This is a genomic window from Cupriavidus gilardii (genome assembly GCF_017598945.1).
Lineage (GTDB): Bacteria > Pseudomonadota > Gammaproteobacteria > Burkholderiales > Burkholderiaceae > Cupriavidus > Cupriavidus gilardii_E.
Window position 1 is genome coordinate 1 of the sequence record NZ_JAGFTW010000037.1, and the last position, 23,887, is coordinate 23,887.

Annotated in this window: 21 protein-coding genes; 12 read left to right on the forward strand and 9 right to left on the reverse strand. The window is 68.7% G+C overall.

Features of this window, described 5'->3' with window-relative positions:
* Positions 1-186 precede the first annotated feature (186 nt).
* The gene (locus J5T34_RS13465) at positions 187-963 is read right to left on the reverse strand and encodes an enoyl-CoA hydratase (RefSeq protein WP_208580191.1); all 777 of its coding nucleotides are present in this window, start codon (positions 961-963) and stop codon (positions 187-189) included.
* A 282-nt stretch (positions 964-1,245) separates the two neighbouring features.
* On the opposite strand from J5T34_RS13465, the gene paaG reads away from it, so the two are divergent.
* Genes paaG through paaK form a run of 3 tightly spaced genes read left to right on the forward strand, consistent with a single transcriptional unit; the run spans position 1,246 to position 3,913 of the window.
* A complete protein-coding gene (gene paaG / locus J5T34_RS13470; RefSeq protein WP_208580192.1) occupies positions 1,246-2,067 on the forward strand; it encodes a 2-(1,2-epoxy-1,2-dihydrophenyl)acetyl-CoA isomerase PaaG in 822 nt (273 codons plus the stop codon).
* 54 nt (positions 2,068-2,121) lie between these two features.
* On the forward strand, positions 2,122-2,565 hold the full coding sequence (paaI, locus tag J5T34_RS13475) for a hydroxyphenylacetyl-CoA thioesterase PaaI (protein ID WP_208580193.1): 444 nt from the start codon (positions 2,122-2,124) through the stop codon (positions 2,563-2,565).
* A 43-nt stretch (positions 2,566-2,608) separates the two neighbouring features.
* Positions 2,609-3,913 carry a phenylacetate--CoA ligase PaaK gene (paaK, locus tag J5T34_RS13480; RefSeq protein WP_208580194.1) on the forward strand — a complete coding sequence of 435 codons (1,305 nt, stop codon included), beginning with the start codon at positions 2,609-2,611 and terminating at the stop codon, positions 3,911-3,913.
* A gap of 7 nt (positions 3,914-3,920) precedes the next feature.
* Here the strand turns inward: paaK and mltA are convergent, their stop codons facing one another.
* On the reverse strand, positions 3,921-5,084 hold the full coding sequence (mltA, locus tag J5T34_RS13485) for a murein transglycosylase A (protein ID WP_208580195.1): 1,164 nt from the start codon (positions 5,082-5,084) through the stop codon (positions 3,921-3,923).
* 195 nt (positions 5,085-5,279) lie between these two features.
* Between mltA and J5T34_RS13490 the strand changes: the two genes are divergently transcribed.
* Positions 5,280-5,522: a hypothetical protein gene (locus J5T34_RS13490; protein ID WP_208580196.1), complete on the forward strand. Its 243-nt coding sequence runs from the start codon at positions 5,280-5,282 to the stop codon at positions 5,520-5,522.
* Positions 5,523-5,535: 13 nt separating this feature from the next.
* Here J5T34_RS13490 and apaG read toward each other — a convergent pair whose 3' ends face one another.
* Positions 5,536-5,910: a Co2+/Mg2+ efflux protein ApaG gene (gene apaG, locus J5T34_RS13495; RefSeq protein WP_006579374.1), complete on the reverse strand. Its 375-nt coding sequence runs from the start codon at positions 5,908-5,910 to the stop codon at positions 5,536-5,538.
* A 200-nt stretch (positions 5,911-6,110) separates the two neighbouring features.
* Between apaG and rpe the strand changes: the two genes are divergently transcribed.
* The 3 genes from rpe to trpE all read left to right on the forward strand — a co-directional run bounded on the left by rpe (position 6,111) and on the right by trpE (position 9,552).
* Positions 6,111-6,812, forward strand: coding sequence for a ribulose-phosphate 3-epimerase (rpe, locus tag J5T34_RS13500; RefSeq protein ID WP_208580197.1), 702 nt, complete (start codon positions 6,111-6,113; stop codon positions 6,810-6,812).
* Entirely contained in the window at positions 6,812-7,540 is a 729-nt protein-coding gene (gene gph / locus J5T34_RS13505) for a phosphoglycolate phosphatase (protein ID WP_208580198.1), read from the forward strand. Before rpe ends, gph begins: the two co-directional genes overlap by 1 nt.
* A 491-nt stretch (positions 7,541-8,031) precedes the next feature.
* A complete protein-coding gene (gene trpE / locus J5T34_RS13510; protein ID WP_208580199.1) occupies positions 8,032-9,552 on the forward strand; it encodes an anthranilate synthase component I in 1,521 nt (506 codons plus the stop codon).
* 46 nt (positions 9,553-9,598) lie between these two features.
* Here the strand turns inward: trpE and pgaD are convergent, their stop codons facing one another.
* From pgaD to pgaA, 4 genes are read right to left on the reverse strand one after another with little or no spacing between them, the layout of a single operon-like run.
* A complete protein-coding gene (gene pgaD / locus J5T34_RS13515; RefSeq protein ID WP_208580200.1) occupies positions 9,599-10,072 on the reverse strand; it encodes a poly-beta-1,6-N-acetyl-D-glucosamine biosynthesis protein PgaD in 474 nt (157 codons plus the stop codon).
* Positions 10,072-11,403 carry a poly-beta-1,6-N-acetyl-D-glucosamine synthase gene (gene pgaC, locus J5T34_RS13520; RefSeq protein ID WP_208580201.1) on the reverse strand — a complete coding sequence of 444 codons (1,332 nt, stop codon included), beginning with the start codon at positions 11,401-11,403 and terminating at the stop codon, positions 10,072-10,074. Before pgaC ends, pgaD begins: the two co-directional genes overlap by 1 nt.
* Positions 11,400-13,427 carry a poly-beta-1,6-N-acetyl-D-glucosamine N-deacetylase PgaB gene (gene pgaB, locus J5T34_RS13525; protein ID WP_208580202.1) on the reverse strand — a complete coding sequence of 676 codons (2,028 nt, stop codon included), beginning with the start codon at positions 13,425-13,427 and terminating at the stop codon, positions 11,400-11,402. Before pgaB ends, pgaC begins: the two co-directional genes overlap by 4 nt.
* A gap of 14 nt (positions 13,428-13,441) precedes the next feature.
* On the reverse strand, positions 13,442-16,012 hold the full coding sequence (gene pgaA / locus J5T34_RS13530; RefSeq protein WP_244258895.1) for a poly-beta-1,6 N-acetyl-D-glucosamine export porin PgaA: 2,571 nt from the start codon (positions 16,010-16,012) through the stop codon (positions 13,442-13,444).
* An 851-nt stretch (positions 16,013-16,863) separates the two neighbouring features.
* Here pgaA and J5T34_RS13535 point away from each other — a divergent pair.
* The 5 genes from J5T34_RS13535 to J5T34_RS13555 all read left to right on the forward strand — a co-directional run bounded on the left by J5T34_RS13535 (position 16,864) and on the right by J5T34_RS13555 (position 20,991).
* Entirely contained in the window at positions 16,864-17,433 is a 570-nt protein-coding gene (locus J5T34_RS13535) for an aminodeoxychorismate/anthranilate synthase component II (protein WP_208580203.1), read from the forward strand.
* Between the two features lie 98 nt (positions 17,434-17,531).
* Entirely contained in the window at positions 17,532-18,560 is a 1,029-nt protein-coding gene (gene trpD, locus J5T34_RS13540; protein WP_064576979.1) for an anthranilate phosphoribosyltransferase, read from the forward strand.
* A 16-nt stretch (positions 18,561-18,576) separates the two neighbouring features.
* Positions 18,577-19,380 (forward strand): indole-3-glycerol phosphate synthase TrpC, encoded by an 804-nt coding sequence (trpC, locus tag J5T34_RS13545; protein WP_208580204.1) that lies wholly within the window; start codon positions 18,577-18,579, stop codon positions 19,378-19,380.
* 43 nt (positions 19,381-19,423) lie between these two features.
* The gene (locus tag J5T34_RS13550) at positions 19,424-20,128 is read left to right on the forward strand and encodes a CYTH domain-containing protein (RefSeq protein WP_208580205.1); all 705 of its coding nucleotides are present in this window, start codon (positions 19,424-19,426) and stop codon (positions 20,126-20,128) included.
* On the forward strand, positions 20,125-20,991 hold the full coding sequence (locus J5T34_RS13555) for a uracil-DNA glycosylase (RefSeq protein ID WP_244258896.1): 867 nt from the start codon (positions 20,125-20,127) through the stop codon (positions 20,989-20,991). The genes J5T34_RS13550 and J5T34_RS13555 overlap by 4 nt, the downstream gene beginning before the upstream one ends.
* A gap of 25 nt (positions 20,992-21,016) precedes the next feature.
* On the opposite strand, the gene J5T34_RS13560 is transcribed toward J5T34_RS13555, so the two are convergent.
* Complete coding sequence (locus J5T34_RS13560) at positions 21,017-21,286, reverse strand: acylphosphatase (RefSeq protein WP_208580206.1); 270 nt, start codon at positions 21,284-21,286, stop codon at positions 21,017-21,019.
* A 93-nt stretch (positions 21,287-21,379) separates the two neighbouring features.
* Entirely contained in the window at positions 21,380-23,869 is a 2,490-nt protein-coding gene (locus J5T34_RS13565; RefSeq protein WP_208580207.1) for an FUSC family protein, read from the reverse strand.
* Positions 23,870-23,887: the final 18 nt, after the last annotated feature.

The following is a 23,887-nucleotide window of genomic DNA, read 5'->3' on the forward strand; positions in this document are numbered from 1 at the left end:
CAGAACCTTTCGCTTCTCGTCAACAGGTTTGTCAGCACTTTCTGCCGCGGCGCCAGCACCGCAGCGCCTTTGCCTTCCCTGCCAACCCCGCCGCCGTTCGGCTGCGAGGGGGCGAATATTAAGGGAGTGCGCGCCGCCTGGCAATACCTTTGTCATCTTTTTATGCAAGGCGGCGGCGCAGCTGCTTCAGCGGTGCTGGAAGTTCGGCGCGCGCTTCTCGACGAAGGCGGCCATGCCTTCCTTCTGATCCTCGGTGGCGAAGGTGGAGTGGAACAGCCGGCGCTCCAGGCGCACACCCTCGCTCAGGGACGTCTCGTACGCCGCGTTGACCGACTCCTTGATCATCATCACCACCGGTAGCGAGAAGCTGGCGATCGTTTCCGCGGTCGCGACCGCTTCGTCGACCAGCTTGTCAGCCGCCACGATGCGCGACACCAGGCCGGCGCGCTCGGCCTCGTTCGCATCCATCATCCGCGCGGTCAGGCACAGATCCATCGCCTTGGCCTTGGACACCGCGCGCGGCAACCGCTGGGTTCCACCGGCGCCAGGCATGGTGCCGAGCTTGATCTCGGGCTGGCCGAACTTCGCGGTGTCGGCGGCGATCACGATATCGCACATCATCGCCAGTTCGCAGCCGCCGCCCAGCGCGTAGCCCGCCACCGCGGCGATCACCGGCTTGCGGATGCTGCGGATCGTCTCCCAATTGCGGGTGATGTACTCGCCCTTGTAGACATCCATATAGCTGTACTTCGCCATCATGCCGATGTCCGCGCCCGCGGCGAAAGCGCGTTCGCTGCCGGTGATCACGATGCAGCCGATGCCCTCGTCCTGGTCGAAGGCCGTCAGCGCGGCGCCCAGTTCGTCCATCAGCGCGTCGTTGAGCGCGTTCAGCGCCTTCGGACGATTCAGCGTCACCAGCCCGACGCGGCCACGAGTTTCCACCAGAATGTTGTCGTACGCCATGGGTTTCCTCTGTCTCCAATGAAAAAGGGATGCCGGCAAAATGGCTGCAGCGCCGGTCAGCATCGTTGCGACCAGCAACGATACCCGGCCGTAGCAAACCGCGAAAGATTAATGCTAACATTTGCCGACCGACTGGTCGGTTAATTAAAACCGCTGTCTTAAAACCGCTCTAGCGCTTCCCTACAATGCCAGACGGAGCCGCCACCCGGCTTCGATCCAGAACAACCGTCCGGAGCGGCCACCAAAGCGTGCCGCAACCTGGATATGGCAGGAGACAAAACAATGCACGCCACGCCCACGCCGTCGCCCCGTACCGCCATCGACGCCGGCCCGGTCCTGCTGGCCTGGCACGGCGACGTCGCCGTCGTCACGCTGAACCGGCCGGACAAGCTCAACAGCTTCACCCGGGAGATGCACGCTGCGCTGGTGCAGGCACTGGACCACGCCGAAGCGGGCCACGCGCGCGTCCTGCTGCTCACCGGCGCCGGACGCGGCTTCTGCGCGGGCCAGGACTTGGCCGATCTGGATTTCACCCCGGGCCACATGACCGATCTCGGCGACCTGATCGACAGCGCCTTCAATCCGCTGGTGCGCCGGCTGCAGTCGATGCCGCTGCCGGTGATCGCCGCCGTCAACGGCACGGCCGCGGGCGCCGGCGCCAATCTCGCGCTGGCCTGCGACATCGTGCTGGCGGCCCGCTCGGCCAGCTTCATCCAGGCCTTCATCAAGATCGGACTGGTGCCCGATTCGGGCGGCACCTGGTTCCTGCCCAAGCGGCTCGGGATGGCGCGCGCGCTGGGGCTGGCGATGACCGGCGACAAGCTGTCGGCCGACGAGGCCGAGAAGTGGGGCCTGATCTGGGAGGCGATGGACGATCCGCTGCTGATGGAGCAGGCCCTGGCGCTGGCCACGCATCTGGCCGCGCAGCCGACGCGCGCGCTGGCGGCGATCAAGCGCGCGATGTACGCCAGCGCCACGCAAACGCTGGACGCCCAGCTCGACATGGAGCGCGACCTGCAGCGCGCCCTCGGCGGATCGCACGACTATGCGGAGGGCGTCAACGCCTTCCTCGAAAAGCGCGCGCCGCGCTTCACCGGCCAGTAGCCTGCCGGCCGCGGCCCTTCCCCGCCCTCCCCGACTCTTGAGCAGGAGATCCGCTTGACTCCCGATCCGCAAGCGCTGGCCGAAGCGGCCGCCGCCAGCATGTACGAGGCCGACAGCTGCAGCCGCTGGCTCGGCATGACCATCGACGCGATCGCCCCCGGCTATGCGCGGCTGTCGATGCCGGTGCGCGACGAGTTCCTGAACGGCCACGGCATCTGCCACGGCGGCCTGATGTTCACGCTGGCCGATTCGTGCTTCGCCTTCGCCTGCAACAGCCACAACATCAACACGGTGGCGGCCGGCTGCAGCATCGAATTTCTGAAGCCGGTCCGCGGCGGCGACGTGCTGACCGCCGAGGCGACCGAGCAGATCCTGTCCGGCCGGCACGGCATCTACGACATCCGCGTGACCAACCGCGACGGCGAGGTGGTGGCGATGTTCCGCGGCAAGTCGGCGCAGATCAAGGGCCATGTCGTGCCGCCGCCCGAAGCCGGCTGATCGAAGCGACACCCGCAGCAACACCCCATCGCAGGAGACAACAATGAGCACGCGCCTGACCGATCTGCCGCTGGAGCCGATCGAGACCGCCAGCCGCGACGAATTGCAGGCCTTGCAGCTGCAGCGCCTGAAGTGGTCGCTCGACCATGCCTATCGGAATTCGCCGGTCTATCGGCGCAAGTTCGACGAGGCGGGGGTGCATCCGGAGGACCTGAAATCGCTGGCCGACCTGGCGCGCTTTCCGTTCACCACCAAGCAGGACCTGCGCGACAACTACCCGTTCGGCATGTTCGCCGTGCCGCAGGACCAGGTCGCGCGCATCCATGCGTCATCGGGCACCACCGGCAAACCCACCGTGGTCGGCTACACGCTGCGCGACATCGACATCTGGGCCACGGTGATGGCGCGCTCGATCCGCGCGTCGGGGGCACGGCGCGGCGACAAGGTGCACATCAGCTACGGCTACGGCCTGTTCACCGGCGGCCTGGGCGCGCACTACGGCGTGGAGAAGGCGGGCCTGACCGCGATCCCGTTCGGCGGCGGCCAGACAGAACGCCAGGTCCAGCTGATCCAGGACTTCCGCCCCGAGATCATCATGGTGACGCCCAGCTATATGCTGGCGATCGCCGACGAATTCGAGCGTCAGGGGCTCGATCCCGCGAAGAGCTCGCTGCAGGTCGGCATCTTCGGCGCCGAACCGTGGACCCCGGAGATGCGCGTGGCCATCGAGCGGCGCATGGGCATTTCGGCGGTCGACATCTACGGCCTGTCCGAGGTGATGGGCCCCGGCGTCGCCAACGAATGCGCAGAGACCAAGGACGGGCCGACCATCTGGGAAGACCACTTCTACCCCGAGATCATCGACCCGAACACCGGCGAGGTGCTGCCCGACGGCAGCTTCGGCGAGCTGGTGTTCACCTCGCTGACCAAGGAGGCGCTGCCGATCGTCCGCTATCGCACGCGCGATCTGACCCGGCTGCTGCCGGGCACCGCGCGGCCGGCGTTCCGCCGGATGGAGAAGATCACCGGCCGCTCCGACGACATGATGATCATCCGCGGCGTCAACGTATTCCCTTCGCAGATCGAGGAACTGATCCTGAAGCACGCCGAGCTGGCGCCGCACTACCAGTGCGTGCTCGGCAAGGAAGGCCCGCTGGACACGCTGACCGTGCGCGTCGAATGCGCGCATGGCGTCGAGCCGGACACCGTGCGCCAGGCGCGCGAGACCTTGACCCACGAGATCAAGGCCTATATCGGCGTCACCGTCGCGCTCGAGATCCTGCCGTCGGGCGGGGTCGAACGCTCGGTCGGCAAGGCGCGGCGGATCGTCGATCAGCGTCCGCGCTGAGCCGCGCTCAGCTGCGCGGCATCAGCACCCACATCCGCCCGGCCTGCTTCATGCGGCCGGCGGTCTCGCCGGCGGCATCGCCCGCGCCCCAGAAGAAGTCGGCGCGCACGCCGCCCTTGATCGCGCTGCCGGTGTCCTGGGCAAAGACCAGCCGCTCGATCGGTTCGCTCGACAGCGGCCGCGTGGTGGAGAGGAAAACCGGCACGCCGAGCGGGATGGTGGCGGGATCCACCGCGATCGAACGTTCCGGCGTCAGCGGCACGCCCAGCGCGCCGATCGGGCCGTCGTTGTTGGGCGGCAGCTCGCGGAAGAACACATAGCGCGGATTGACGTTCAGCATCTCCTCGACCCGTGCCGGATTGGCACGCGCCCACGCCTTGATGCCCTGCATCGTGGCCTGCGCCGGCGTGATCTCGCCCCGGTCCAGCAGCCATTTGCCGAACGAGCGGAACGGCTGGTCGTTGGTGCCGCCGAAGCCGACCCGCATCATGGTGCCGTCGGCCAGGCGAATGCGGCCCGAGCCCTGGATCTGCAGGAAGGCGGCCTCGACCGCGTCGTCGACCCAGACCACCTCGTTGCCGCGCAGCGCCGGATCGCGCAGCAGCTCGGCACGCGGCGGCAGCGGCCGGTTGCCCCACTGCGGCGGCTTGCGGTGCAGCGGAATCTGGTAGGCGCCCTGGCGCGTGCGCGAGCCGTGCAGGATCGGCTCGTAGTAGCCGGTCACCAGTCCGCTGTCGGTACCGTCGCCGTTGACGACGCGATAGGGCTGGAAATGCTGCTCGAAGTAGCTGCGCAGCGCCTGCGGATCGCTGGCATCGACCATCAGCCCGGCCGTGCAGGGGCCGCGCCATTCGGCGCGCTTCTTCAGCGCCTGGCAGCTGGCCTGCAGCGCCGGCCACGCGGCCCGCACGTCGTCGCGCGTCCAGCCGCCGATCTCGCTCCAGCTTGCCGGCTGCAGCCGGCCCTTGCCGCCGACGCCCGTCACCGGAGGTGTCGGCTGCCCGGTCTCGATGCGCGGCGGCGGGCCGCTGACGCAACCGGCCAGCACCGCGGCCGCGCCGACGATGGCCCATAGCGCGCGGGCGCCCGGCAAGCGGCTGGCGACGGTAGTGACGCGAGTGGAAAGCAAGGGAAGACGGCGAACGGCGAAAGCGGAGTCGTGGTCAGTCATCGTTTTCGGTGGGTTGTCGCCGGGCGCGGCCGCGGCGGCAAGGACAGTGGCTCTGAGTGGCTGGCGGTGCTGGCGGTGCTGGCCGCAGCCATGACACAAGGGCCCGGCCGGCAGCCGATGCCCTACAATGCTCGGGCCGATCCGGGCGGGCTCCTCCATGCCGGATCGACGTTGGCTCGAACGCGGGAATCATCCATGAGCGAATTCTTTCAAGACCATCCCATGCTGCTGTTCGCCCTCGAGGCCGGCGTGGCGTTGTTTCTGCTGATCTTCATCGTGGTCTGGACCATGGGCACGGCGAAGAAGCATCCGCGTCCCAGCCGCGCCCCGGCGGATCACCCGTCGCGCGCGCCTTCCCAGCAGGCCGCTCAACCGAACCAAGCCGCGAGCCAGGCCGCGGGGCAGGCGCACAGCAAGGACAACGCGCCGGGCGCCTAGGTTCCGGCAGCCCTCAATGCAGCATGCGCGGCAGCACCAGCGCGAACTCCGGAATCGGCACCTCGAAGCGATGGCCGTCCTCGGCCACGCAGAAGTACTTGCCCTTCATCGAGCCGACCGGCGTGGAGATCGTCGCCCAGCTGGTGTATTCGAAGTGCTCGCCTGGCTTGAGCAGCGGCTGATGTCCGACCACGCCGAGCCCTGCCACTTCCTGCGTGGCGTTGTCGCTGTCGGTGATCTGCCAGTGCCGCGAGATCAGTTGGGCCGCGACCTCGCCGGTGTTCTGGATCGTGATGGTGTAGGCAAAGGCATGGCGTCCGTGTTCCGGGTCGGACTGATCGGGCAGATACTGCGTGCGCACGGAAACGGAAAAAGCATACTCGCTCATTGTCGGGGTGGCCGGTGGCAAGACAAGGTAGCGGCATTGTGCGGCAAGGGCAGGGGTGCGGCAAGTCGGGTTCGCGCCCCCGCCCGCCCGGCGCCCCGGCCTCGCGCGCCGCAAAGGCGGCGTAAAATGGCGCCCTTGCGCGCCGGCCGCACTGGCGGGACGCGCCCTTGCCGCATCCTTGCCACGTCACCCACGCCATCATGAGCACCCCGACCTTTCGCATCGCCCCGTCCATCCTGTCCGCCGACTTCGCCCGCCTGGGCGAGGAAGTGCGCCGCGTCACCGAGGCCGGCGCCGACTGGATCCACTTCGACGTGATGGACAACCACTACGTGCCGAACCTGACGGTCGGCCCGCTGGTCTGCGAGGCGATCCGCCCGCACGTGACCGCGCCGATCGACGTGCATCTGATGGTCCGTCCGGTCGACCGCATCATTCCGGACTTCGCCAAGGCCGGCGCCAACATCATCACGTTCCACCCCGAGGCGAGCGACCATGTCGACCGCTCGCTGGCGCTGATCCGCGATCACGGCTGCCAGGCCGGGCTGGTGTTCAACCCCGCCACGCCGCTGCACCATCTCGACCACGTGATGGACCGGCTCGACGTGATCCTGCTGATGTCGGTCAACCCGGGCTTCGGCGGCCAGGCCTTCATCCCCGAGACGCTGAACAAGCTGCGCGCGGTGCGCGAGCGCATCGATGCCTATGCCGCCCGTACCGGCCGCACGATCCTGCTCGAAGTCGACGGCGGCGTGAAGGTCGAGAACATCGCGCAGATTGCCGCGGCCGGGGCCGACACCTTCGTCGCCGGCTCGGCGGTATTCGGCAAGCCCGACGCCGACGGCGGCTATCGCGGCGTGCTGTCGGCCTTGCGCGCCGAACTGGCCAAGGTGGGCCAGTGATGGAAGGGGCGACGCTCAAGCGCACCGACTGGCGCGGCATTCGCGGCGCCATCATCGATCTGGACGGCACCATGGTCGATACCGCGGGCGACTTCCACGCGGCGGTCAACGCGATGCTGCAGGCCCTGTCGCATCTGCATCCGGCGCTTGGCGACATCGCCCCGCTGCCCCTGCCCGAGATCGTCAGCTTCGTCGGCAAGGGCTCCGAGAACCTGATCCGGCGTGTGCTGGACACCCGCCTGCCGCCCGCCGCCGCCAACGGCCTGTTCGCCGACGCGCTGGCGCTGTACAACCGCGAATACCTGCGCATCAACGGTCAGTTTTCGGCGCTCTACCCCGGCGTCGAGGCGGGGCTGGCGGCGCTGAAGGCGGCCGGCCTGCGGCTGGCCTGCGTCACCAACAAGCCGCACGACTTCACCGCGCCGCTGCTGGACAAGCTGGGTCTGGCGCCCGCTTTCGAACTGGTCTACGGCGGCGATGCCTTTCCGTTCCGCAAGCCGGACCCGCTGCCGCTGCTGAAGGTATGCGAGGCGTTCCGCCTGGAACCGGCGCAGATGGTGGCCATCGGCGACTCGGAAAACGACGCCATGGCGGCCCGCGCGGCCGGTATCGGCGTGCTGCTGGTGCCCTACGGCTACAACCATGGCAAGCCTGTACAAGGCGTCGACGCCGATGGTATAGTCGGCTCGCTTGTCAAGGCCGCTGAGGTCTTGGCAGCACACCGGTAGTCTCCGGCCACGGCCCGCCAGCCTCACCGCGCGCGCCCTGCCCAATTCCAGAGACCGCCCTCTCCGCATCCCGCGCAGACACCCGAGAACACGACCTTCATGTTCCTGAACCGCAAACGCATCTTTACTGACAGTGATCGGCAGGCCTGGCCCTGGCGTCGCTGGCGCGCCTCCCAACAGGCGTAAAGTGCGTTCGCGACTGGGCTGATCGCGTCGCGCCGATTCGATCGGCACGGCGCGTGGACCGGACCGGCGGTGCCGCCGGCCCGGTTTCCCTTCCCGGCAATCCCTGCTAGCGTTACCCGAACGCGCAATACGCCCCCTGGCTCGAGACGGAGCAACAGCGGAACGACCGATCGATCGGATCGTCCGCCTCCGTCCCACGAGCCGCCCGAACGGGGCCGGTGCTTCGGCCATCCTGCCCCTCCCAGAATCGCCCGCCGGGGACCACCTTGCCGCAGCGCCCCGGTGCGCCGTCCCAGAGGACCGTCATGACCGAACTCGAATTCAAATCGCTGGCCGACCAGGGCTACAACCGCATTCCGCTGATCGCCGAGGCCTTCGCCGATCTCGAGACGCCGCTGTCGCTGTACCTGAAGCTGGCGCAGTCGCAAACCCGCGGCGTCAACACCTTCCTGCTCGAATCGGTGGTCGGGGGCGAACGCTTCGGCCGCTATTCCTTCATCGGCCTGCATGCGCGCACGCTGCTGCGCGCCTACGGCCAGCGCACCGAGGTGGTGACCGACGGCAAGGTGGTCGAGACGCACGAGGGCAATCCGCTGGACTTCATCGCCGCCTTCGAGCGGCGCTTCAAGGTCGCGCTGCGCCCCGGCCTGCCGCGCTTCTGCGGCGGCCTGGCGGGCTACTTCGGCTACGACACGGTCCGCTATATCGAGAAGAAGCTGGCCGGCACCGAGAAACCGGACGACCTGGGCCTGCCCGATATCCAGCTGCTGCTGTGCGAGGAGCTGGCCGTGATCGACAACCTGTCGGGCAAGCTCTATCTGATCGTCTACGCCGATCCCGGCATGCCGGAAGCCTATTCGCGCGCGCGGCAGCGTCTGCGCGACCTGCGCATGAAGCTGCGCCAGCCGGTCGACGTGCCGGTCACCAGCCCGTCGGTGCAGACCGAGGTCTACCGCGAGTTCGACAAGGCCGACTATCTGGCCGCGGTGGCGAAGGCCAAGGAATACATCGTGGCGGGCGACATGATGCAGGTGCAGATCGGCCAGCGGCTGACCAAGCCCTATCGCGACGCGCCGCTGTCGCTGTACCGCGCGCTGCGCTCGCTGAACCCGTCGCCGTACATGTACTTCTACAACTTCGGCGACTTCCAGATCGTCGGCGCCTCGCCGGAGATCCTGGTGCGGCAGGAAACGCGCCGCACCAGCGAACAGGGCGAAGCGCGCTCGCGCCGCGTGGTGACGATCCGCCCGCTGGCCGGCACGCGCCCGCGCGGCAACACGCCCGAGCGCGACGCCGAGCTGGCCACCGAGCTGCTCAACGATCCGAAGGAGATTGCCGAGCACGTGATGCTGATCGACCTGGCCCGCAACGACATCGGCCGCATCGCCGAGACCGGCTCGGTCAAGGTCACGGACCAGATGGTGATCGAGAAGTACTCGCACGTGCAGCACATCGTCAGCTCGGTCGAAGGGACGCTGAAGGACGGCATCAGCAATCTGGACGTGCTGCGCGCCACCTTCCCCGCCGGCACGCTGAGCGGCGCGCCGAAGGTGCGGGCGATGGAGATCATCGACGAGCTGGAACCGCGCAAGCGCGGCATCTACGGCGGCGCGGTCGGCTATCTGTCGTTCGGCGGCGAGATGGATCTGGCGATCGCGATCCGCACCGGCATCGTCAAGGACGGCAATCTCTATGTGCAGGCCGCCGCCGGCATCGTCGCCGACTCCGATCCAGACGCCGAATGGCGCGAGACCGAGGCCAAGGCCCGCGCGGTGATCCGCGCCGCCGAGCAGGTGCAGGACGGGCTGGACTCGGACTTCGCGTAAGCCCGGCGAAAAAATCATCGTTCCCGCATCTGCGGGAACGACGGGATCAATTCACCGCAGACGTTTCCCGAGCCGGCACCTGCACCGGCTGCGGCAGATGCACGTCCGCAATGGTGCCGTCCCCCTCATGGTCGACCACCGCGACCTTGGCCTTCTGCAGCGCGCGCAGCTGCTCCCCCGACACCTTGAAGCTGCGCGCCAGTTCGTCGTCGCGCAGCGCCGGGATCGGCTTGCGCCGATCGAGGCCGGAGAAGCGGTACTGGTTGTACAGCGCCCAGGTCAGCAGCACCACGCCGTTGAACAGCCCCACCACCACGTAGATCGACAGCGTGCCCGCGGTCGGCAGCAGCGCCGACCAGAACGGCACATCAGGACCGGCGTTGGCGTGCCGCAGCACGGCCAGCAACCCGGTCACGCACAGGTAACCGAAGCCAATCCAGGCCAGCGCGGTCAGCAACGCATCGATCAGCCAGCCCACGCGGGTGCGTTTGGTGCGAATGATCATGTCATCGGGATTCATCACGACCTCATCGATTTGATGCCGCGATCCGGGCTGGTCCAACGGGCACGGCGCCGGGTCTTGAGCATGACTTTGGGGAAGGCCATCAGCGTGGTCAGCATGCCGATCATCCAGAAGGCCAGCGGATACCAGATCGTCCAGTACATCGAGCGGCCCAGCTTGGGCTCGTAGCGGCGGTCGATCGCCACGCTGATCGCGAACTGCAGCACGCAGACCACCGCCAGGACCATGCCGGTAAAGCCCGGCGGCACCAGCTTCTCGATGCGGATGTTGGCCGGCAGGTCGACGAAGTAGCCGAGCGCCCACAGGATGATCGACATCGCGAAGATGAAGGCCCAGCCCGCCGACAGGCAGTATTCGGCCATCAGCGGCCACAGCCGGCGATGGCGCCAGATCCAGATCGAGCGCACGTTCTTCAGGAACACCTCGGCGCCGCCCTGGGCCCAGCGCAGACGCTGCTTCCACAGCCCCCGCAGCGTCTCGGGCATCAGGATCCAGCACAGCGCGCGCGGCTCGTAGAAGATCGACCAGTGGTCGCGCTGCAGCTTCCAGCTGATGTCGATGTCCTCGGTGATCATGTCCAGGCTCCAGTAGCCGGCGCGATCGAGCGCGCGGCGGCGGAAGGCGGCCACCACGCCGGACACCGTGAACACCTGGCCGTAGACGCGCTGGGTGCGCTTGATCAGCCCGATGATCGACGAGAACTCGCCGACCTGGATGCGGCCGATCAGCGTCGAGCGGGTGCGGATGCGCGGGTTGCCGGTCACCGCGCCGACACGCGGGTTGTCGACCATCGGCGCGACCAGATAGGCTGCCGCATCCGGATCGAGCACCGCGTCGCCGTCGATGCAGACCAGATACTCGCCGCGCGCGGCCAGCGCCCCCATGCGCAGCGCCATCGCCTTGCCCTGGTTCTGGGCCAGGTGCACCACGCGCAGCCGGTCGTGCCTTGCCGCCATCGCATCGAGCAGCGCGCCGGTGCCGTCGCGCGAACCGTCGTTGATGGCGATCACCTCGAAGTTCGGATAGCGCTGCGCCAGCGCGGCACGCAGCGTTTCTTCACCGTTCTTCTCCTCGTTGAAGCAGGGCACCAGGATCGAGATGAAGGGCTCGCCTGCCACCTTGGGCGGCTGGCGGTCTTCGTCCCAGGACCACTTGCGTTCCCAGTGCCACCAGTAATAGACGCCGCCGGCCATCCACAGTCCCGACATGAACAGCGGATAGAAGAACACGAAGGCAAGCAGCAGGTCGCCGGTGGCGAGCACGGCCAGGCCGATCGGCATGCCGAGCGCGATGCACAGGACGATCAGGGCAAATAGACGTTCGATCATGGCGCGGGGTACCAGGCATTGGACAGCGCCGGCCGGATCACGTCGAGCCGAGGCTGGTTGTTATGGAAGTCGTCCGGGTAGTAGCCGAAATTGCGGGCGCCGCGGCGCTGCAGGCGCTGCATCCAGCCCGCCAGCACGGCACTGTCCACCGGCGGCGCATCGGCCTTGCGCCAATCGCGGCTCTGCAGCTCGAACACGGTGCGGCGCAGGGCGCCGGGCCGCCTGGCCACGGCATCGACCACAGAATCGAGCCACGCGTTTTCCTTGCCGGCCGGCACCTGCTCCATGTAGGGCATGGCCATCGGCGCTGTCCAGTCGTAGGCGCCAAGGAAATCGTCGAGGTTCTGCGCGAACCAGGCCTCGCTCTCCGGCTGCAGGATCGGCGCGGCGAAGATATTGCGCGCGGTCTTGATCGCCGGTCCGCGGATCGCGCGTACCTTGGCGGTCAGCTCGTGCGTGAAGTCGACCAGCGCACGGCTCTTGAACCGCGTCCAGCGCTGCATCGTCTCCGGATTGGCACGCAGCTCCTCGATCGCGTCGGGCAGCCCGGCCTTGCGATAGGCGGCCAGGGCCGGCGCGCTGGCATCCTCGAAGTCGCTCATCACGGCGTCGTCGTGGAACAGGATGCCGTCGAACACTGCATGGCGTGCCAGGTCCTCGTAGAGCTCGCCGATGCGCTGGCGGGCCGCCGGATCGAACGGCGACAGGCGCCGGTACTGCTTCGGATCGACGTCGACGCGGCCCGTCTTCGGATCCCAGCGGGACACGGGGGCGATCGACTTGTCGAGGTCGAGCGCGAGCACCGGCATCCACGCATAGAGCTTGACGTTGGTCCGGTTGCGCAGCTGCCAGGCGACGCGGTTGAACAGGTCGGCGCGCACCGGCAGCACGCGGTTGGGGAAGTACACCGACTTCACCAGGCCGCTGGCATCGGGGTCGGCAAACGCCTGCAGGAAGACCGTGTCGATCTGCAGGTCGTAGATGCGCTGCACCAGCTTGTCCAGATTGCGGTCGATCTGGGCGGGATCGGCGTCGTAGACATAGTCCAGGTCCACATGCGCGACGCGCATGTTCTGCTGCTGCTCCATCTCGACCACCGACTGCGCGAAGCCGCGCAGGCCCGGATCGTCGCCGATCAGCAGGCGCGCACCGGACATCAGCTTGTCCACGGTTGCCAGCCCGTCTTCCAGCGTCAGCGCCATCTGGTAGCCGTTCTCGCCGATGATGCGCAGCGCCGAGCCGCTTTCGGCGCCATACGGCCAGATCCACACGCGCACCGGCTTGCCGGTGATCCGGCGGACCTTCTCGGTGATCCGCTGCACGTCGTTGCGCACGCGCTTTTCATAGGCCGCGTCGCTCTCGTAGGTGCCAGTCTTGCTGTCGTAGGCATGCACCGCGGCCACCGGCTGCGTGTTGCCTTGCGGGTTGGCCAGCACGCCGTAGTGGTGCGCGTCGGTATGGGCGCCGATCTCGACCAGACCCGAGGCGGCGATCTCGCGCACCTGCTGCCAGGTCAGCATGCGGTCGCGCTCGGTCGGCGTGCCGCCGAAATCGACCGGCTTGTTCTCGGGCGTGTCGAGCCATACGCCGACCGGCGCCAGCACCGCTGGCCAGCGATAGGCCTTCAGGATCGGCAGCACGCGCGTATAGAAGCTGCGGTAGCCGTCGTCGAAGGTCAGCAGCACCGCGCGGTCGGGCAGCGCCGCGCCGCCGTTGCGTGCGGCGAGGATCTGGTCGACGGTGACGGGCCGATAGCCGTTCTCGCGCAGCCAGGCCAGCTGACGGATCAGCTGGTCGGTGCGTACGCTCAGATAGGCCTGGTCCGGGTCGCGGTCCTCCACGTCGTGGTACGCCAGCACCGCGACATGGTTGCGCGGCCAGGGCTGCTCGGCCTTCGGCACCGGCCGTTCGGCCGGCGGCGTGAAGCGCGGAATGTCCTTGGCGCAGGCGGCGAGCAGCAACGCCGCCACGGCGAGGAACAACATCAGAAAGGCGCGATAGGGGCGCATCAAGGTGGCTTCCATGGCATGCATCCCGTTCAGAATCGGTAGGTCAGGTCGAACACGATGCGCAGTTCGCGCTCGCGCTGGCCGTCGTACGGACGGCTGGTGCCGGTGATCGTGGCGCCGACGTCGAACACGTCGTTGGTGCGGAAGCGCTGCCCGTAGCCGATCATCATGATGGCGCCGGTACCGTAGCCGCGTTGCGCATACGCACCCGCGCCGGCGAGGAACTGCTGCTCCCAGACGGTCTCGTAGCGGCGATGCAGCGTGTGCGTCAGCCGCACCGACGGCAGCAGCGTCAGGTCCGAGCGCGGGTTGTAGTACGGCGTGTCCCGGCGCGTGTTGCGCGAGGCCCAGATGTCGACCAGCAGATCGCCCTTCAGATGCGGCGCGGTGTAGAAGCGCTGCACGCCGGCGACGCCGCCTTCGAGACGGTCGTTGCCATCGCTGAAGCGCGACGGCGCCACCGTGAACATCCACTCGCTGCGCTCGCTGGCGCGGTAGCGCGCGAATGCCGACAAGGTATCGGCGTAGATGCCCTGCTTGAGCGCGCGCAGCGGCGTGCCGGTCGAACGCAGCGCGCCCGAGGCGCCGATCTGCCAGCGATCGTCCAGGTCGTATTGCGCCGACAGCCGTCCGCCGGCACGGCCGTTGCCGCCGCCGCCATAGTCGTGCGCCGAGACTTCGCCTTCGACGGTCAGGTCGCGCACGCGGTACTGCACGCCCGTGCGTGCCCAGCGGTAGTCGACGCTGCCTTCCTGGAAACGGCCGGTGGCATAACCGATACCGCCGAAGGCGCGCCAGTCGTAGTGGATCGGCGGGGTGTACAGCACCGCCTCGATGCCGAAATTGCCGTTGCCGACCACGGCGCTGTCGTTGGCCAGACCCCGATAGCCCTCGATGCGCAGCTCGGACTTGTTATGGACCTGCCAGTCGCGATCGAGACGCCGGACCGCCAGGTCTTCGGGATAGCGCGCCATCGTGTCGTTGCGCAGCATCTCGGCCTGCCGCCATTCCTGCAGATCGAGCGCGGCATGGCCCTGCTGGACCTCCAGCGGCACGGCGCGCGGGTCCAGCGTTTCGGCCAGCTTCAGTTCGCTCTCGGCCTGACGCGGCCAGCCGCGGGCGCGATACAGCTCGGCCCTCAGCACGCGCAGCCGGGAATTGCCCGGCGCACGGCTGACCAGATCTTCGAGCCGCTGCTGCGCGTCGACGGTGTCGTCGGCCAGGCGGCGCGAACGCGCGCTGACCTCGGCGGCGTCGAGCCACAGGTCGTTCGGCTGGCGCGTCGGCTGGCCGCGCAGCCACCGCCAGCGCGGTTGCTCGGCGCTGGCCTGCTCCACCACCTCGCCGGCCGGCGGGAATTTCTCCGCCTCGGCATGCGCGTAATAGAGACCGGTCTGCGCGGCCAGCCGCGCCTCGGCGTCGGTGCCCGGCGGATACGCATCGCGGATCGCCTGGGCGTACAGCGTCTCGGCCTGTTCCGGATGGCGCAGATAGAGATAGGCCGCGGCGACGTCGGTCAGCGCGAAGGCCGGGACCTCGACGCCTTCGGCGCGCAGCGCCTCGTATTCGTCGACCAGGTCCTGCATCCGCACGCGGGCATGCAGCGCGGCGAGCCGATCGATGCGGGCGCGGCGCAGCTGGGCTTCGCCGCGCGGGCCGGTGCCGCGCAACTGCGGCAGCAGTTCCTCGTAGCGGGCCAGCGCGCGGTCGGCGATGGCGAAGCGCTCCGCTTCGGTGCGGGTCGGCATGTCGGCCATCCGCACCTGTTCGGCGGTCACATCCAGTTCCAGCTCGAGCCGGTCGGCGCGATCGAGCAGGCCCGGGTGTTCGTCGGCCACGCGCAGCGCGGCTTCGGGCAGCCCCGCATGCTCGAGCGCGCGCACGTATTCGCGCACCACGTCCTTGCGCTGCGACGCCAGGCCATGGGCCCGGTCGGCCTCGAACAGCGCCTCGTAAGGGTCGTTGGCGCGGGTGTGCGCGTAGGCCAGCGCGATGCGGGCATCGGGGTTGGACGGCTGCCGCTGGACCAGCGCCCGGCCCGCCGCGACGGCGTCGGCAGTGCGGCCGCTGTCGGCCAGCACCAGGATCTCGCCCAGCGCGAAGTCCTGCCGGGCGGGGAAGCGCTGGCGGCCTTCGCGGTACAGCGCCAGCGATGCGTCCCATTGGCGTTCGTCGCGTTGTGCGCGCGCCACCGCGGCCAGCACGTCGGCGGGCAGGTTGCCGGCGTCGACGCCCAGGGCACGATACGTGTCCAGGACCTCGGCCGGGCGGCCCGCCCAGCTGGCGATGATCATGCGGTCGTAGGCGGCGCGCCGATCGGTCGGCGCCTGCGCGAGCCGCTCGCGCAGCGCGGTCAGAGCCGGTTCGTAGTCGCCGGCCCGGGCGCGCTGGATCAGCGCATCGTATTGCTGGTCGGCCTGCGCCGGGGGCTGGTCGGCCTGCGCCGGCGCGGCGTGCGCCGGCAACGCCAGGCACGACATCGCCGCCGCCAGTCCGACGGCCAGCTGCACCGGCGTGCGCCGCCGCAACGTCGGCCCACGGCTGGCGTCGGCCACCGTACGGGCCGAAAAGCGGGCAGGAGAGCGCGAATGACGCGTCATCAATGACTCCATGGGAACTCCGCAGCCTGTCTCGCTGTGATGGTCAAGCGCCCGCGGCATGCCGCGACGGCACGCACGCGAAACGGTTTATCGGCTAGGGAAGGGCGGCACGAGGGCACGGAACCCGATCGGGTCTGTCCCGCCTGCGGAGATCGACGGGAGGAGACCTACGGGATCCGGCGGGCACCGAAGAACCGCGCCGGATGGCCATCCGCAGCAGGGATGGCGTCGTGCAACCGCAACCGATGCAGAAGCGCAAGGTGCGGAGCCGCAAAACTTCGCAAAGTGTAGTGAAGAAGCTGAAAATCGATTGTGAACGATGGAAAACGCGCCAAATTCCGCTTCCGCGGCCCCCCACCCTTGGTTGGGGATTGCGTCACGGGCCCGCCTCCGGGCGGCGCTCGCGCTCGACACCGGCATGCGAGGCAAGTTAAAGTAGCGACTTCGTTCCGGATGCGCGGTGCCCCACAAAGCGTCGCTTTCCGTGTAACCTCCGAACACACCCCCGATTCACCCGATCCTCCGATCACGCAATCGTCTGACGCAGAACCACGATGACCTTCCGGGCTCCGACCGTTTCGTCGCATCTGTCCCGTTGGTGGCGCTTCCACTAGGAAGCGGCACGTCGTTGCGTTCTTTCGCACCTTGCCGCCGTTCCGGTTGGCAAACGTGCGGTCCAACAGCTCACCGGTGCGGCGGCTCCTAAATACCCAGGAGATCTGCCGATGCCGTCGAATTCCTCCCCTCGATCTGCTCGATCCGAATACCGCCGCGCGCCCGCCTGGCCGACCACGCTCGCACGCGCCCTCGCCTTCCACCAACGCACCACCACCATTCAAGCCGGGTGAATCATGCTGCTGATGATCGACAACTACGACTCGTTCACCTACAACCTGGTGCAGTACTTCGGCGAGCTCGGCGCCGACGTGCGGACCTACCGCAACGACGAGATCACCGTCGAGGAAATCGAGGCGCTCTCGCCTGAGCGCATCTGCATCTCGCCCGGCCCGTGCAGCCCGGCCGAGGCCGGCATCTCGGTGGCCGTGCTCAAGCACTTCGCCGGCAAGCTGCCGATCCTGGGCGTATGCCTGGGCCATCAGGCGATCGGCGAAGCGTTCGGCGGCAAGGTGATCCGCGCCAAGCAGGTGATGCACGGCAAGGTCAGCCGCATCGAGACCACGCAGCAGGGCGTGTTCGCCGGCCTGCCGAAAACGTTCGACGTGACGCGCTATCATTCGCTGGCGATCGAGCGCGAGACCCTGCCCGACTGCCTCGAAGTCACCGCGTGGACGCCCGACGGCGAGATCATGGGCGTGCGGCACAAGCAGTTTGCGATCGAGGGCGTGCAGTTCCATCCCGAGTCGATCCTGTCCGAACACGGACACACGCTGCTGGACAACTTCCTGAAGGTGGCGCGATGAAACGGCTCGATGGCCCCCTCGCTCCTGCCCTTGCCCCTGCTCACGCCCCTGCTCCCTCACGCGCCCGATCGAACGAACCCCACGCCTGCGAGACCGCCATGCCCATCACGCCCCAGGAAGCGCTGACGCGCTGCATCGAACACCGCGAAATCTTTCACGACGAGATGCTGCATCTGATGCGGCAGATCATGCAGGCGCAGATCTCGCCGGTGATGGCCGCCGCGATCCTGACCGGCCTGCGCGTCAAGAAGGAGACCATCGGCGAGATCACGGCCGCCGCACAGGTGATGCGCGAATTCGCCAACAAGGTCACCGTGTCCGAGCGCGAGCATTTCGTCGACATCGTCGGCACCGGCGGTGACGGCTCGCATACGTTCAATATCTCGACCGCGTCGATGTTCGTCGCCGCCGCGGCCGGCGCACGCATCGCCAAGCACGGCAACCGCGGCGTCAGCTCGAAGTCGGGCAGCGCCGACGTGCTCGAGGCGCTCGGCGTCAACATCATGCTGACGCCCGAGCAGGTCGGCCAGTGCATCGCGCAGACCGGCATCGGCTTCATGTTCGCGCCGACCCACCACCCCGCGATGAAGAACGTCGCGCCGATCCGCAAGGAAATGGGCGTCCGCACGATCTTCAACATCCTCGGCCCGCTGACCAACCCGGCGGACGCGCCCAATATCCTGATGGGCGTGTTCCATCCCGATCTGGTCGGCATCCAGGTGCGCGTGATGCAGCGCCTGGGCGCGCGCCATGCACTGGTGGTCTACGGCAAGGACGGCATGGACGAGGTGTCGCTGGGCGCCGCCACGCTGGTGGGCGAACTGAAGGACGGCGAGGTGCGCGAGTACGAGATCCATCCGGAGGACTTCGGCCTGTCGATGATCTCCAACCGCGGCCTGAAGGTGGCCGACGCGGCCGAATCGAAGGAGATGCTGCTCGAGGCGCTGTCCAACGTGCCGGGCACCCCGCGCGAGATCGTGTCGCTGAACGCTGGCACCGCGCTGTACGCCGCCAATGTCGCCTCGTCGATCGAGGACGGCATCGCCCGCGCGCGCGAGGCGATCGCCAGCGGCGCGGCCCGCGCCAAGCTCGACGAGTTCGTGCAGGCGACGCGCCAGTTCCAGTAATCCGAGGCAAACAAGCATGTCCGACATCCTGCAGAAGATCCTTGCCGTCAAGGCCGACGAAGTCAGCGCCGCGCGCAAGCGCCGCGATTTGCCCAGCCTGCGCGCCGAAGCGGAGAGCCTGCGCGATGAGGCCGGCCTCGCCCCGCGCGGATTCGGTGCGGCGCTGCGCGCGAAGATCGATGCCGGCCACGCCGGCGTGATCGCCGAGATCAAGAAGGCCTCGCCGTCCAAGGGCGTGCTGCGCGAGCATTTCGTGCCCGAGGCGATCGCTGAAAGCTATGCCGGCCACGGCGCGGCCTGCCTGTCGGTACTGACCGACGAGCGCTTTTTCCAGGGCCATGCCGACTACCTGCGGCGCGCACGCGGCGCCTGCCCGCTGCCGGCGCTGCGCAAGGACTTCATGGTGGACCTGTACCAGGTGTACGAGGCGCGCACCTGGGGCGCCGATGCGATCCTGCTGATCGTCGCCGCGCTCGATCCGGGCCTGATGGCCGAGCTCGAGGCCTGCGCGCACGAGCTGGGCATGGACGTGCTGGTCGAAGTGCACGACGGCGCGGAGCTCGAAGCCGCACTGCGGCTGAAGACGCCGCTGGTCGGCGTCAACAACCGCAACCTGCGCACCTTCGAGGTCTCGCTGCAGAACACGCTGGACCTGCTGCCGGCGATGCCGGCGGACCGGCTGGTGGTCACCGAGTCGGGCATTCTCGGACCGGACGACGTGGCGCGGATGCGCGAGGCCAATGTGCACGCCTTCCTGGTCGGCGAAGCGTTCATGCGCGCCGACGATCCGGGCGCCGAACTGGCCCGGCTGTTCGCCTGAAGCCCTCGGCTCCCGCCCACCTGCTCCCGCCCCGACCGCTCCGATGGCCCAGGAAATCGAACTGAAACTGGCAGTACCCGATGCCGCCGCCGCGGCCACGCTGATCGCCTGGCTCGACGCCAATGCACAGGCGGTCGGCGAATCGCATCTGCTCAACGTCTATCTCGACACGCCGGCCCATGAGCTGGCGCAGGCGCGCGCTGCGCTGCGGCTGCGCCGCGACGGCGCGCGCTGGCTGCAGACGCTGAAGACCGCGGGACGCAGCGAGGCCGGGCTGGCCACGCGCAACGAATGGGAGACCGAGGTCGCGGGCGAGGCCCTGGAGCCGGCGCGGCTGCCGGCCGAGGCGCGTGCGCTGCTCGATCCGCTGGCGGGCCGGCTGCAACCGGTGTTCCGCACCGATTTCGTGCGGCGGACCTGGCGGCTGCGCTGTCCGCTGACTGGCGGTGGTGAGGGGCAGATGGAGGCGGAGATCGAAGCCGAGATCGAAGCGGCGCTGGACGCCGGCGAGATCGCCGCCGTCACGCAGGACGGCACTACGCGTACGTCCGCGCGCGAGACCATCCATGAGCTCGAACTGGAATGGCTGTCGGGCGACGCGTCGCAAGCGGCCGCGACGCTGCGCGCGCTCGGCGAGCGGCTCGGCACGGTCGCCGCGCTGACGCCGTCGGACCGCAGCAAGGCCGCGCGCGGTTATGCGCTGGCCAGCCAGGCCGGTCAAGCCGGATCGCCGGCGGGAGCCGCATGATGGGCCGCCGTTCGAGCCGAGCCGCCGGCGCCGACACCGGTCAAGGCCAGCTGTTTGCCGACGTGACGACAGGATCCGCGGCAGAAGCAGGGGCCAACGCGTCGACCGATGCCGCCACCGCTGTCCGTGCGCCGCAGCCCCAATGGACCCCGCTGGCGGCGCAGGCCGACGACCTGCCGCCCGCCTGGCGCGCGCTGCTGGCGCCCTGCCTGGCCACGCCGGCATGGCAGCGGCTGGCCGATTTCGTCGACGGCGAGCGCGCCGCCGGCAAGCCGGTGTTCCCGCGCGACGTCTTCCACGCGCTGCATCTGACGCCGCCCGAGGCGGTCAAGGTCGTGATCCTGGGGCAGGACCCGTACCACGGCGTCGGCATGGTCGACGGCGTCGAGGTGCCGCAGGCGCATGGACTGGCCTTCTCGGTGCCGGACGGCGTGCGGGTGCCGCCGAGCCTGCGCAACATCTTCAAGGAGATTGCCGCGGAATTTGGCGACCCGGCGGTGGCGCGGCCCACGGCCTCCGGCAATCTCGAAGGCTGGGCGCGCCAGGGCGTGCTGCTGCTGAACACCGTGCTGACGGTCGAGCAAGGACAGGCCGCGAGTCACGCCAAACGCGGCTGGGAAGCGGTCACCGACTGCCTGATCGCGGCGCTGGCAGCCAGCCGCCCGCATCTGGTGTTCCTGCTGTGGGGCAGCCACGCGCAGGCCAAGAAGGACCTGCTGGCCGGCGAGCACTGCATCCTGGAGGCGCCGCACCCGTCGCCGCTGTCGGCGCATCGCGGCTTTCTCGGGTGCGGACATTTCCGGCTCGCCAACGACTGGCTGGTCGGGCACCAGCGCGAGCCGATCGACTGGAGCGCGCACTAGGTTCGGCCCGCTACTACGTCGAGCACTACGTCGAGCGCCACTCGAACAGCTCGAACTCGCCCTCGCCCGGCTCGACGTCCAGCTTTTCGACCTTCGCCGCCGGCGGTCCCTGCTCCATCCATTCGCGCAACTGGGCCAGCCGCTCCGGCGGTCCGTAGGCCATCACCTCGACCGTGCCATCGTCGCGGTTGCGCACCCAGCCGCCCAGCCCGAGCTGGATCGCCAGATCCTCGCAGGCCGCGCGATAGCCGACCCCCTGCACCTTGCCGTGCGCCACCATGTGCCAGGTTTCCATCGCCGCTCCTCCTTGCGAGTCCGCACATCCGTACAACCGTAGACTAGTGCGATGACGCGGGCATGACCACCCCCGCGCGGGGCGGGAGGGTCCCTAGGCGCGCTGGCGGATCGCGCGGCCGATCGCGCCGGTGCGCAGCGCGATCTTGGCGGCGTCCGCCCGCAGCGCCCGCAGCCGCCGTTCCAGCACGGCATTGGCGGCGCGGCCGGTCGAGCTGGCGGTGCCGCCCGGTTCCGGCGCGCCGGCCGTCTGCACCAGCGTTTCCGTATGCCAGCGGTCGGCCGAATCGGCCAGCCGGGCGCGGCGTTCGGTGGCATCGGCGAGCGCGGCATCGGCTGCCGCTTCGCTAGCCGTTCCGGCCGCCACGATGGCTTCCGCGGGCTCGTTGTCGGCTTCGGCCTGCGCCGCCTCGTTCGCGTCGGCATGCCCGCCTTGTGCTTCGGCTCTCTCAACTGTCTCGGCTGTCCTTGCCTCGGCCCCGGCCGCCTGGATCGTCGCGGCAGCGCCCTGACCCGCCTCGGTGGCCGAAGCCGGCACTGGCTCCGCCTCCGGCGCCGGCGCCCGCCGGCGGATGAAACCGGCTCCCCTGCCCTCGCCGCGGTCGCCTTCGAGCAGCCGCTCGCTGGCGAGCCGCAGGCTGCGCGTCGCGGCCTCGGTGGCTTCCTCGATCGCGGCGCGGGCGGCCGGCAGGTCCAGCTCGTCGGCGTGCTGGCGCACCTGGATCCGGGCCGCCGCGACATGAGCGGCGACCAGATAGTTCTGCACGATGAAGCGGTTCAGGTTGTCGACCGCGCGGTGCCGGCTCTTCGGTTCGTCCAGCATCCGCTGGAACGAGCCGATCAGCGCCGACAGGCTGTCCATGAACTGCTTGCGCTCGACCCGATAGGCGAAGTCGTCGCGCGTCAGGCCCAGCAGCAGGTCGCGCGTGGCGGCGATATAGCGGCGGTTGGCGTTCAGCACGTTCTCGACCAGCGCCGGAATCGCGCGATATTCCCAGCTCGGCAGCACGAAACTGAAGATCGAGGCGATCACGCCGCCGATCACCGTATCGACCAGCCGCTCGCCGACCACCGTCGAGCCCGGCATCAGCAGGTTGATCTGCACCAGCACCTGCACGCAGGCCGCGATCGCGGTGTAGCGGTACTTGATGGTGACGAAGGTCGCGCTGGCCACCAGCGAGACGAACAGCACCGCCAGCAGCACCAGCGGTTCGTGCACCACGCGCAGGATCGCCAGCGCGATGATGCAGCCGATCAGCGTGCCGATCAGGCGGTCGTTGTAGCGCTGCTTGGTCATGCTGAAGTTGGGCTTCAGGATGACGACGATGGTCAGCAGGATCCAGTAGCTGTGCGAGGCATAGGGCAGATAGCCCGCGACCACCAGCCCTGCGGCCACCGCCATCGTGACCCGCAGCGAGAAGCGGAACACCGGCGCGCGCCAGTGCAGGTTGTCGCGCAGCACGCGCCATTCGTAGCGCTGGCGCGTCAGGAACGGCGTCATGTCGGGGCCGGGCAGCACCTGGCGCGGCTCGACCGGCGTGCGCGAGGCCACGTGCAGCTGCTCGACGAGCGCGATCGCGCCCTTGATCATGTCCAGCGTCTCGCCCAGCGCGGTCATCGCCGCCGGATCGATATGGTGGTGCCGCAGCATTGCGATCTCGTCGGCGACCGCGCGCAGCGCCTCGCGATAATCGACCTCGGCATACGACGGCCGGCCGCGCGTCACGTCGTAGGCGATCGCCTCGACGTCCTGGCACATCAGCCGGATCAGCCGGCGCAGCGCGTCGAGCACCGGCGTGCCGGCGAAGGTCTGGCGCAGCAGCGGGTAATCGGTATTGGTCGACAGGATGTATTCGTACAGGTCCAGCATCCGCAGATGGACCTGCACCAGCAGCCCGTCGTGCGGCGTGCGGTTGCCGCGCAGCACCAGATCGCGCGCCGCCTGCTGGCGCTCCGCGACGATGATCTGCTGCCGCACCAGCGCGTTGAACTGCTCGTCGTAGTCGTTGCCGGCATCGTAGAAGCCGGCCTTGATCTCGAGGTAGGCGGCCAGCTCGTACAGCGACTCGGCCAGGATCTGCTGCTTGGTGCGCCGCTCCATCAGCCAGCTGACCGCCATCGCGTAGGCCATGTACGCCGCGGCGCCGGCGCCGAACAGCAGCGCGTGCTCGATCGCACGCCGCACGACGAAGTCCTCGCTCAAGGTCAGCGTCATCACGAACAGCGTCGAGAACTGCAACGGCATCGTCTTGTTGCCGTAGACCGTCATCATGCCGGCCAGGAAGGTGACCAGCACCAGCACCACCGGCAGCACGCGCGGGAACGGCGTGACCAGCGCGACGATCAGCGTCACCGCCGTGCACAGCAGCACGCTGGCCAGCATCTCGTTGAACTTGTGGTTCACCGGGCTGGGCAGGTCCATCAGGCTGGTGCACAGCGCGCCCATCGACACCACCATCGCGGTCGGCAGGTCGGCCAGCTGCAGCGCGATCAGCGTCGCGCCGATGACGCCGGTCGCCGAGCGCAGGCCGCGATAGACGTAGTGCGAAAAAACGAAGGTGCGAGGATCGTGGGCGTATTGCATGCGGGCGCGGCGGACGGG

Excerpts from the sequence above, each read along its gene's own strand:
- J5T34_RS13560 (WP_208580206.1), bottom strand. The coding sequence starts at position 21,286 with ATGGAAACCTGGCACATGGTGGCGCACGGCAAGGTGCAGGGGGTCGGC.
- J5T34_RS13565 (WP_208580207.1), bottom strand. The coding sequence starts at position 23,869 with ATGCAATACGCCCACGATCCTCGCACCTTCGTTTTTTCGCACTACGTC.
- apaG (WP_006579374.1), bottom strand. The coding sequence starts at position 5,910 with ATGAGCGAGTATGCTTTTTCCGTTTCCGTGCGCACGCAGTATCTGCCC.
- paaG (WP_208580192.1), top strand. The coding sequence starts at position 1,246 with ATGCACGCCACGCCCACGCCGTCGCCCCGTACCGCCATCGACGCCGGC.
- J5T34_RS13555 (WP_244258896.1), top strand. The coding sequence starts at position 20,125 with ATGATGGGCCGCCGTTCGAGCCGAGCCGCCGGCGCCGACACCGGTCAA.
- J5T34_RS13535 (WP_208580203.1), top strand. The coding sequence starts at position 16,864 with ATGCTGCTGATGATCGACAACTACGACTCGTTCACCTACAACCTGGTG.
- rpe (WP_208580197.1), top strand. The coding sequence starts at position 6,111 with ATGAGCACCCCGACCTTTCGCATCGCCCCGTCCATCCTGTCCGCCGAC.
- pgaB (WP_208580202.1), bottom strand. The coding sequence starts at position 13,427 with ATGGAAGCCACCTTGATGCGCCCCTATCGCGCCTTTCTGATGTTGTTC.
- trpE (WP_208580199.1), top strand. The coding sequence starts at position 8,032 with ATGACCGAACTCGAATTCAAATCGCTGGCCGACCAGGGCTACAACCGC.
- pgaD (WP_208580200.1), bottom strand. The coding sequence starts at position 10,072 with ATGAATCCCGATGACATGATCATTCGCACCAAACGCACCCGCGTGGGC.
- J5T34_RS13465 (WP_208580191.1), bottom strand. The coding sequence starts at position 963 with ATGGCGTACGACAACATTCTGGTGGAAACTCGTGGCCGCGTCGGGCTG.
- trpD (WP_064576979.1), top strand. The coding sequence starts at position 17,532 with ATGCCCATCACGCCCCAGGAAGCGCTGACGCGCTGCATCGAACACCGC.
- pgaC (WP_208580201.1), bottom strand. The coding sequence starts at position 11,403 with ATGATCGAACGTCTATTTGCCCTGATCGTCCTGTGCATCGCGCTCGGC.
- pgaA (WP_244258895.1), bottom strand. The coding sequence starts at position 16,012 with ATGACGCGTCATTCGCGCTCTCCTGCCCGCTTTTCGGCCCGTACGGTG.
- mltA (WP_208580195.1), bottom strand. The coding sequence starts at position 5,084 with ATGACTGACCACGACTCCGCTTTCGCCGTTCGCCGTCTTCCCTTGCTT.
- paaK (WP_208580194.1), top strand. The coding sequence starts at position 2,609 with ATGAGCACGCGCCTGACCGATCTGCCGCTGGAGCCGATCGAGACCGCC.
- gph (WP_208580198.1), top strand. The coding sequence starts at position 6,812 with ATGGAAGGGGCGACGCTCAAGCGCACCGACTGGCGCGGCATTCGCGGC.
- J5T34_RS13490 (WP_208580196.1), top strand. The coding sequence starts at position 5,280 with ATGAGCGAATTCTTTCAAGACCATCCCATGCTGCTGTTCGCCCTCGAG.
- trpC (WP_208580204.1), top strand. The coding sequence starts at position 18,577 with ATGTCCGACATCCTGCAGAAGATCCTTGCCGTCAAGGCCGACGAAGTC.
- J5T34_RS13550 (WP_208580205.1), top strand. The coding sequence starts at position 19,424 with ATGGCCCAGGAAATCGAACTGAAACTGGCAGTACCCGATGCCGCCGCC.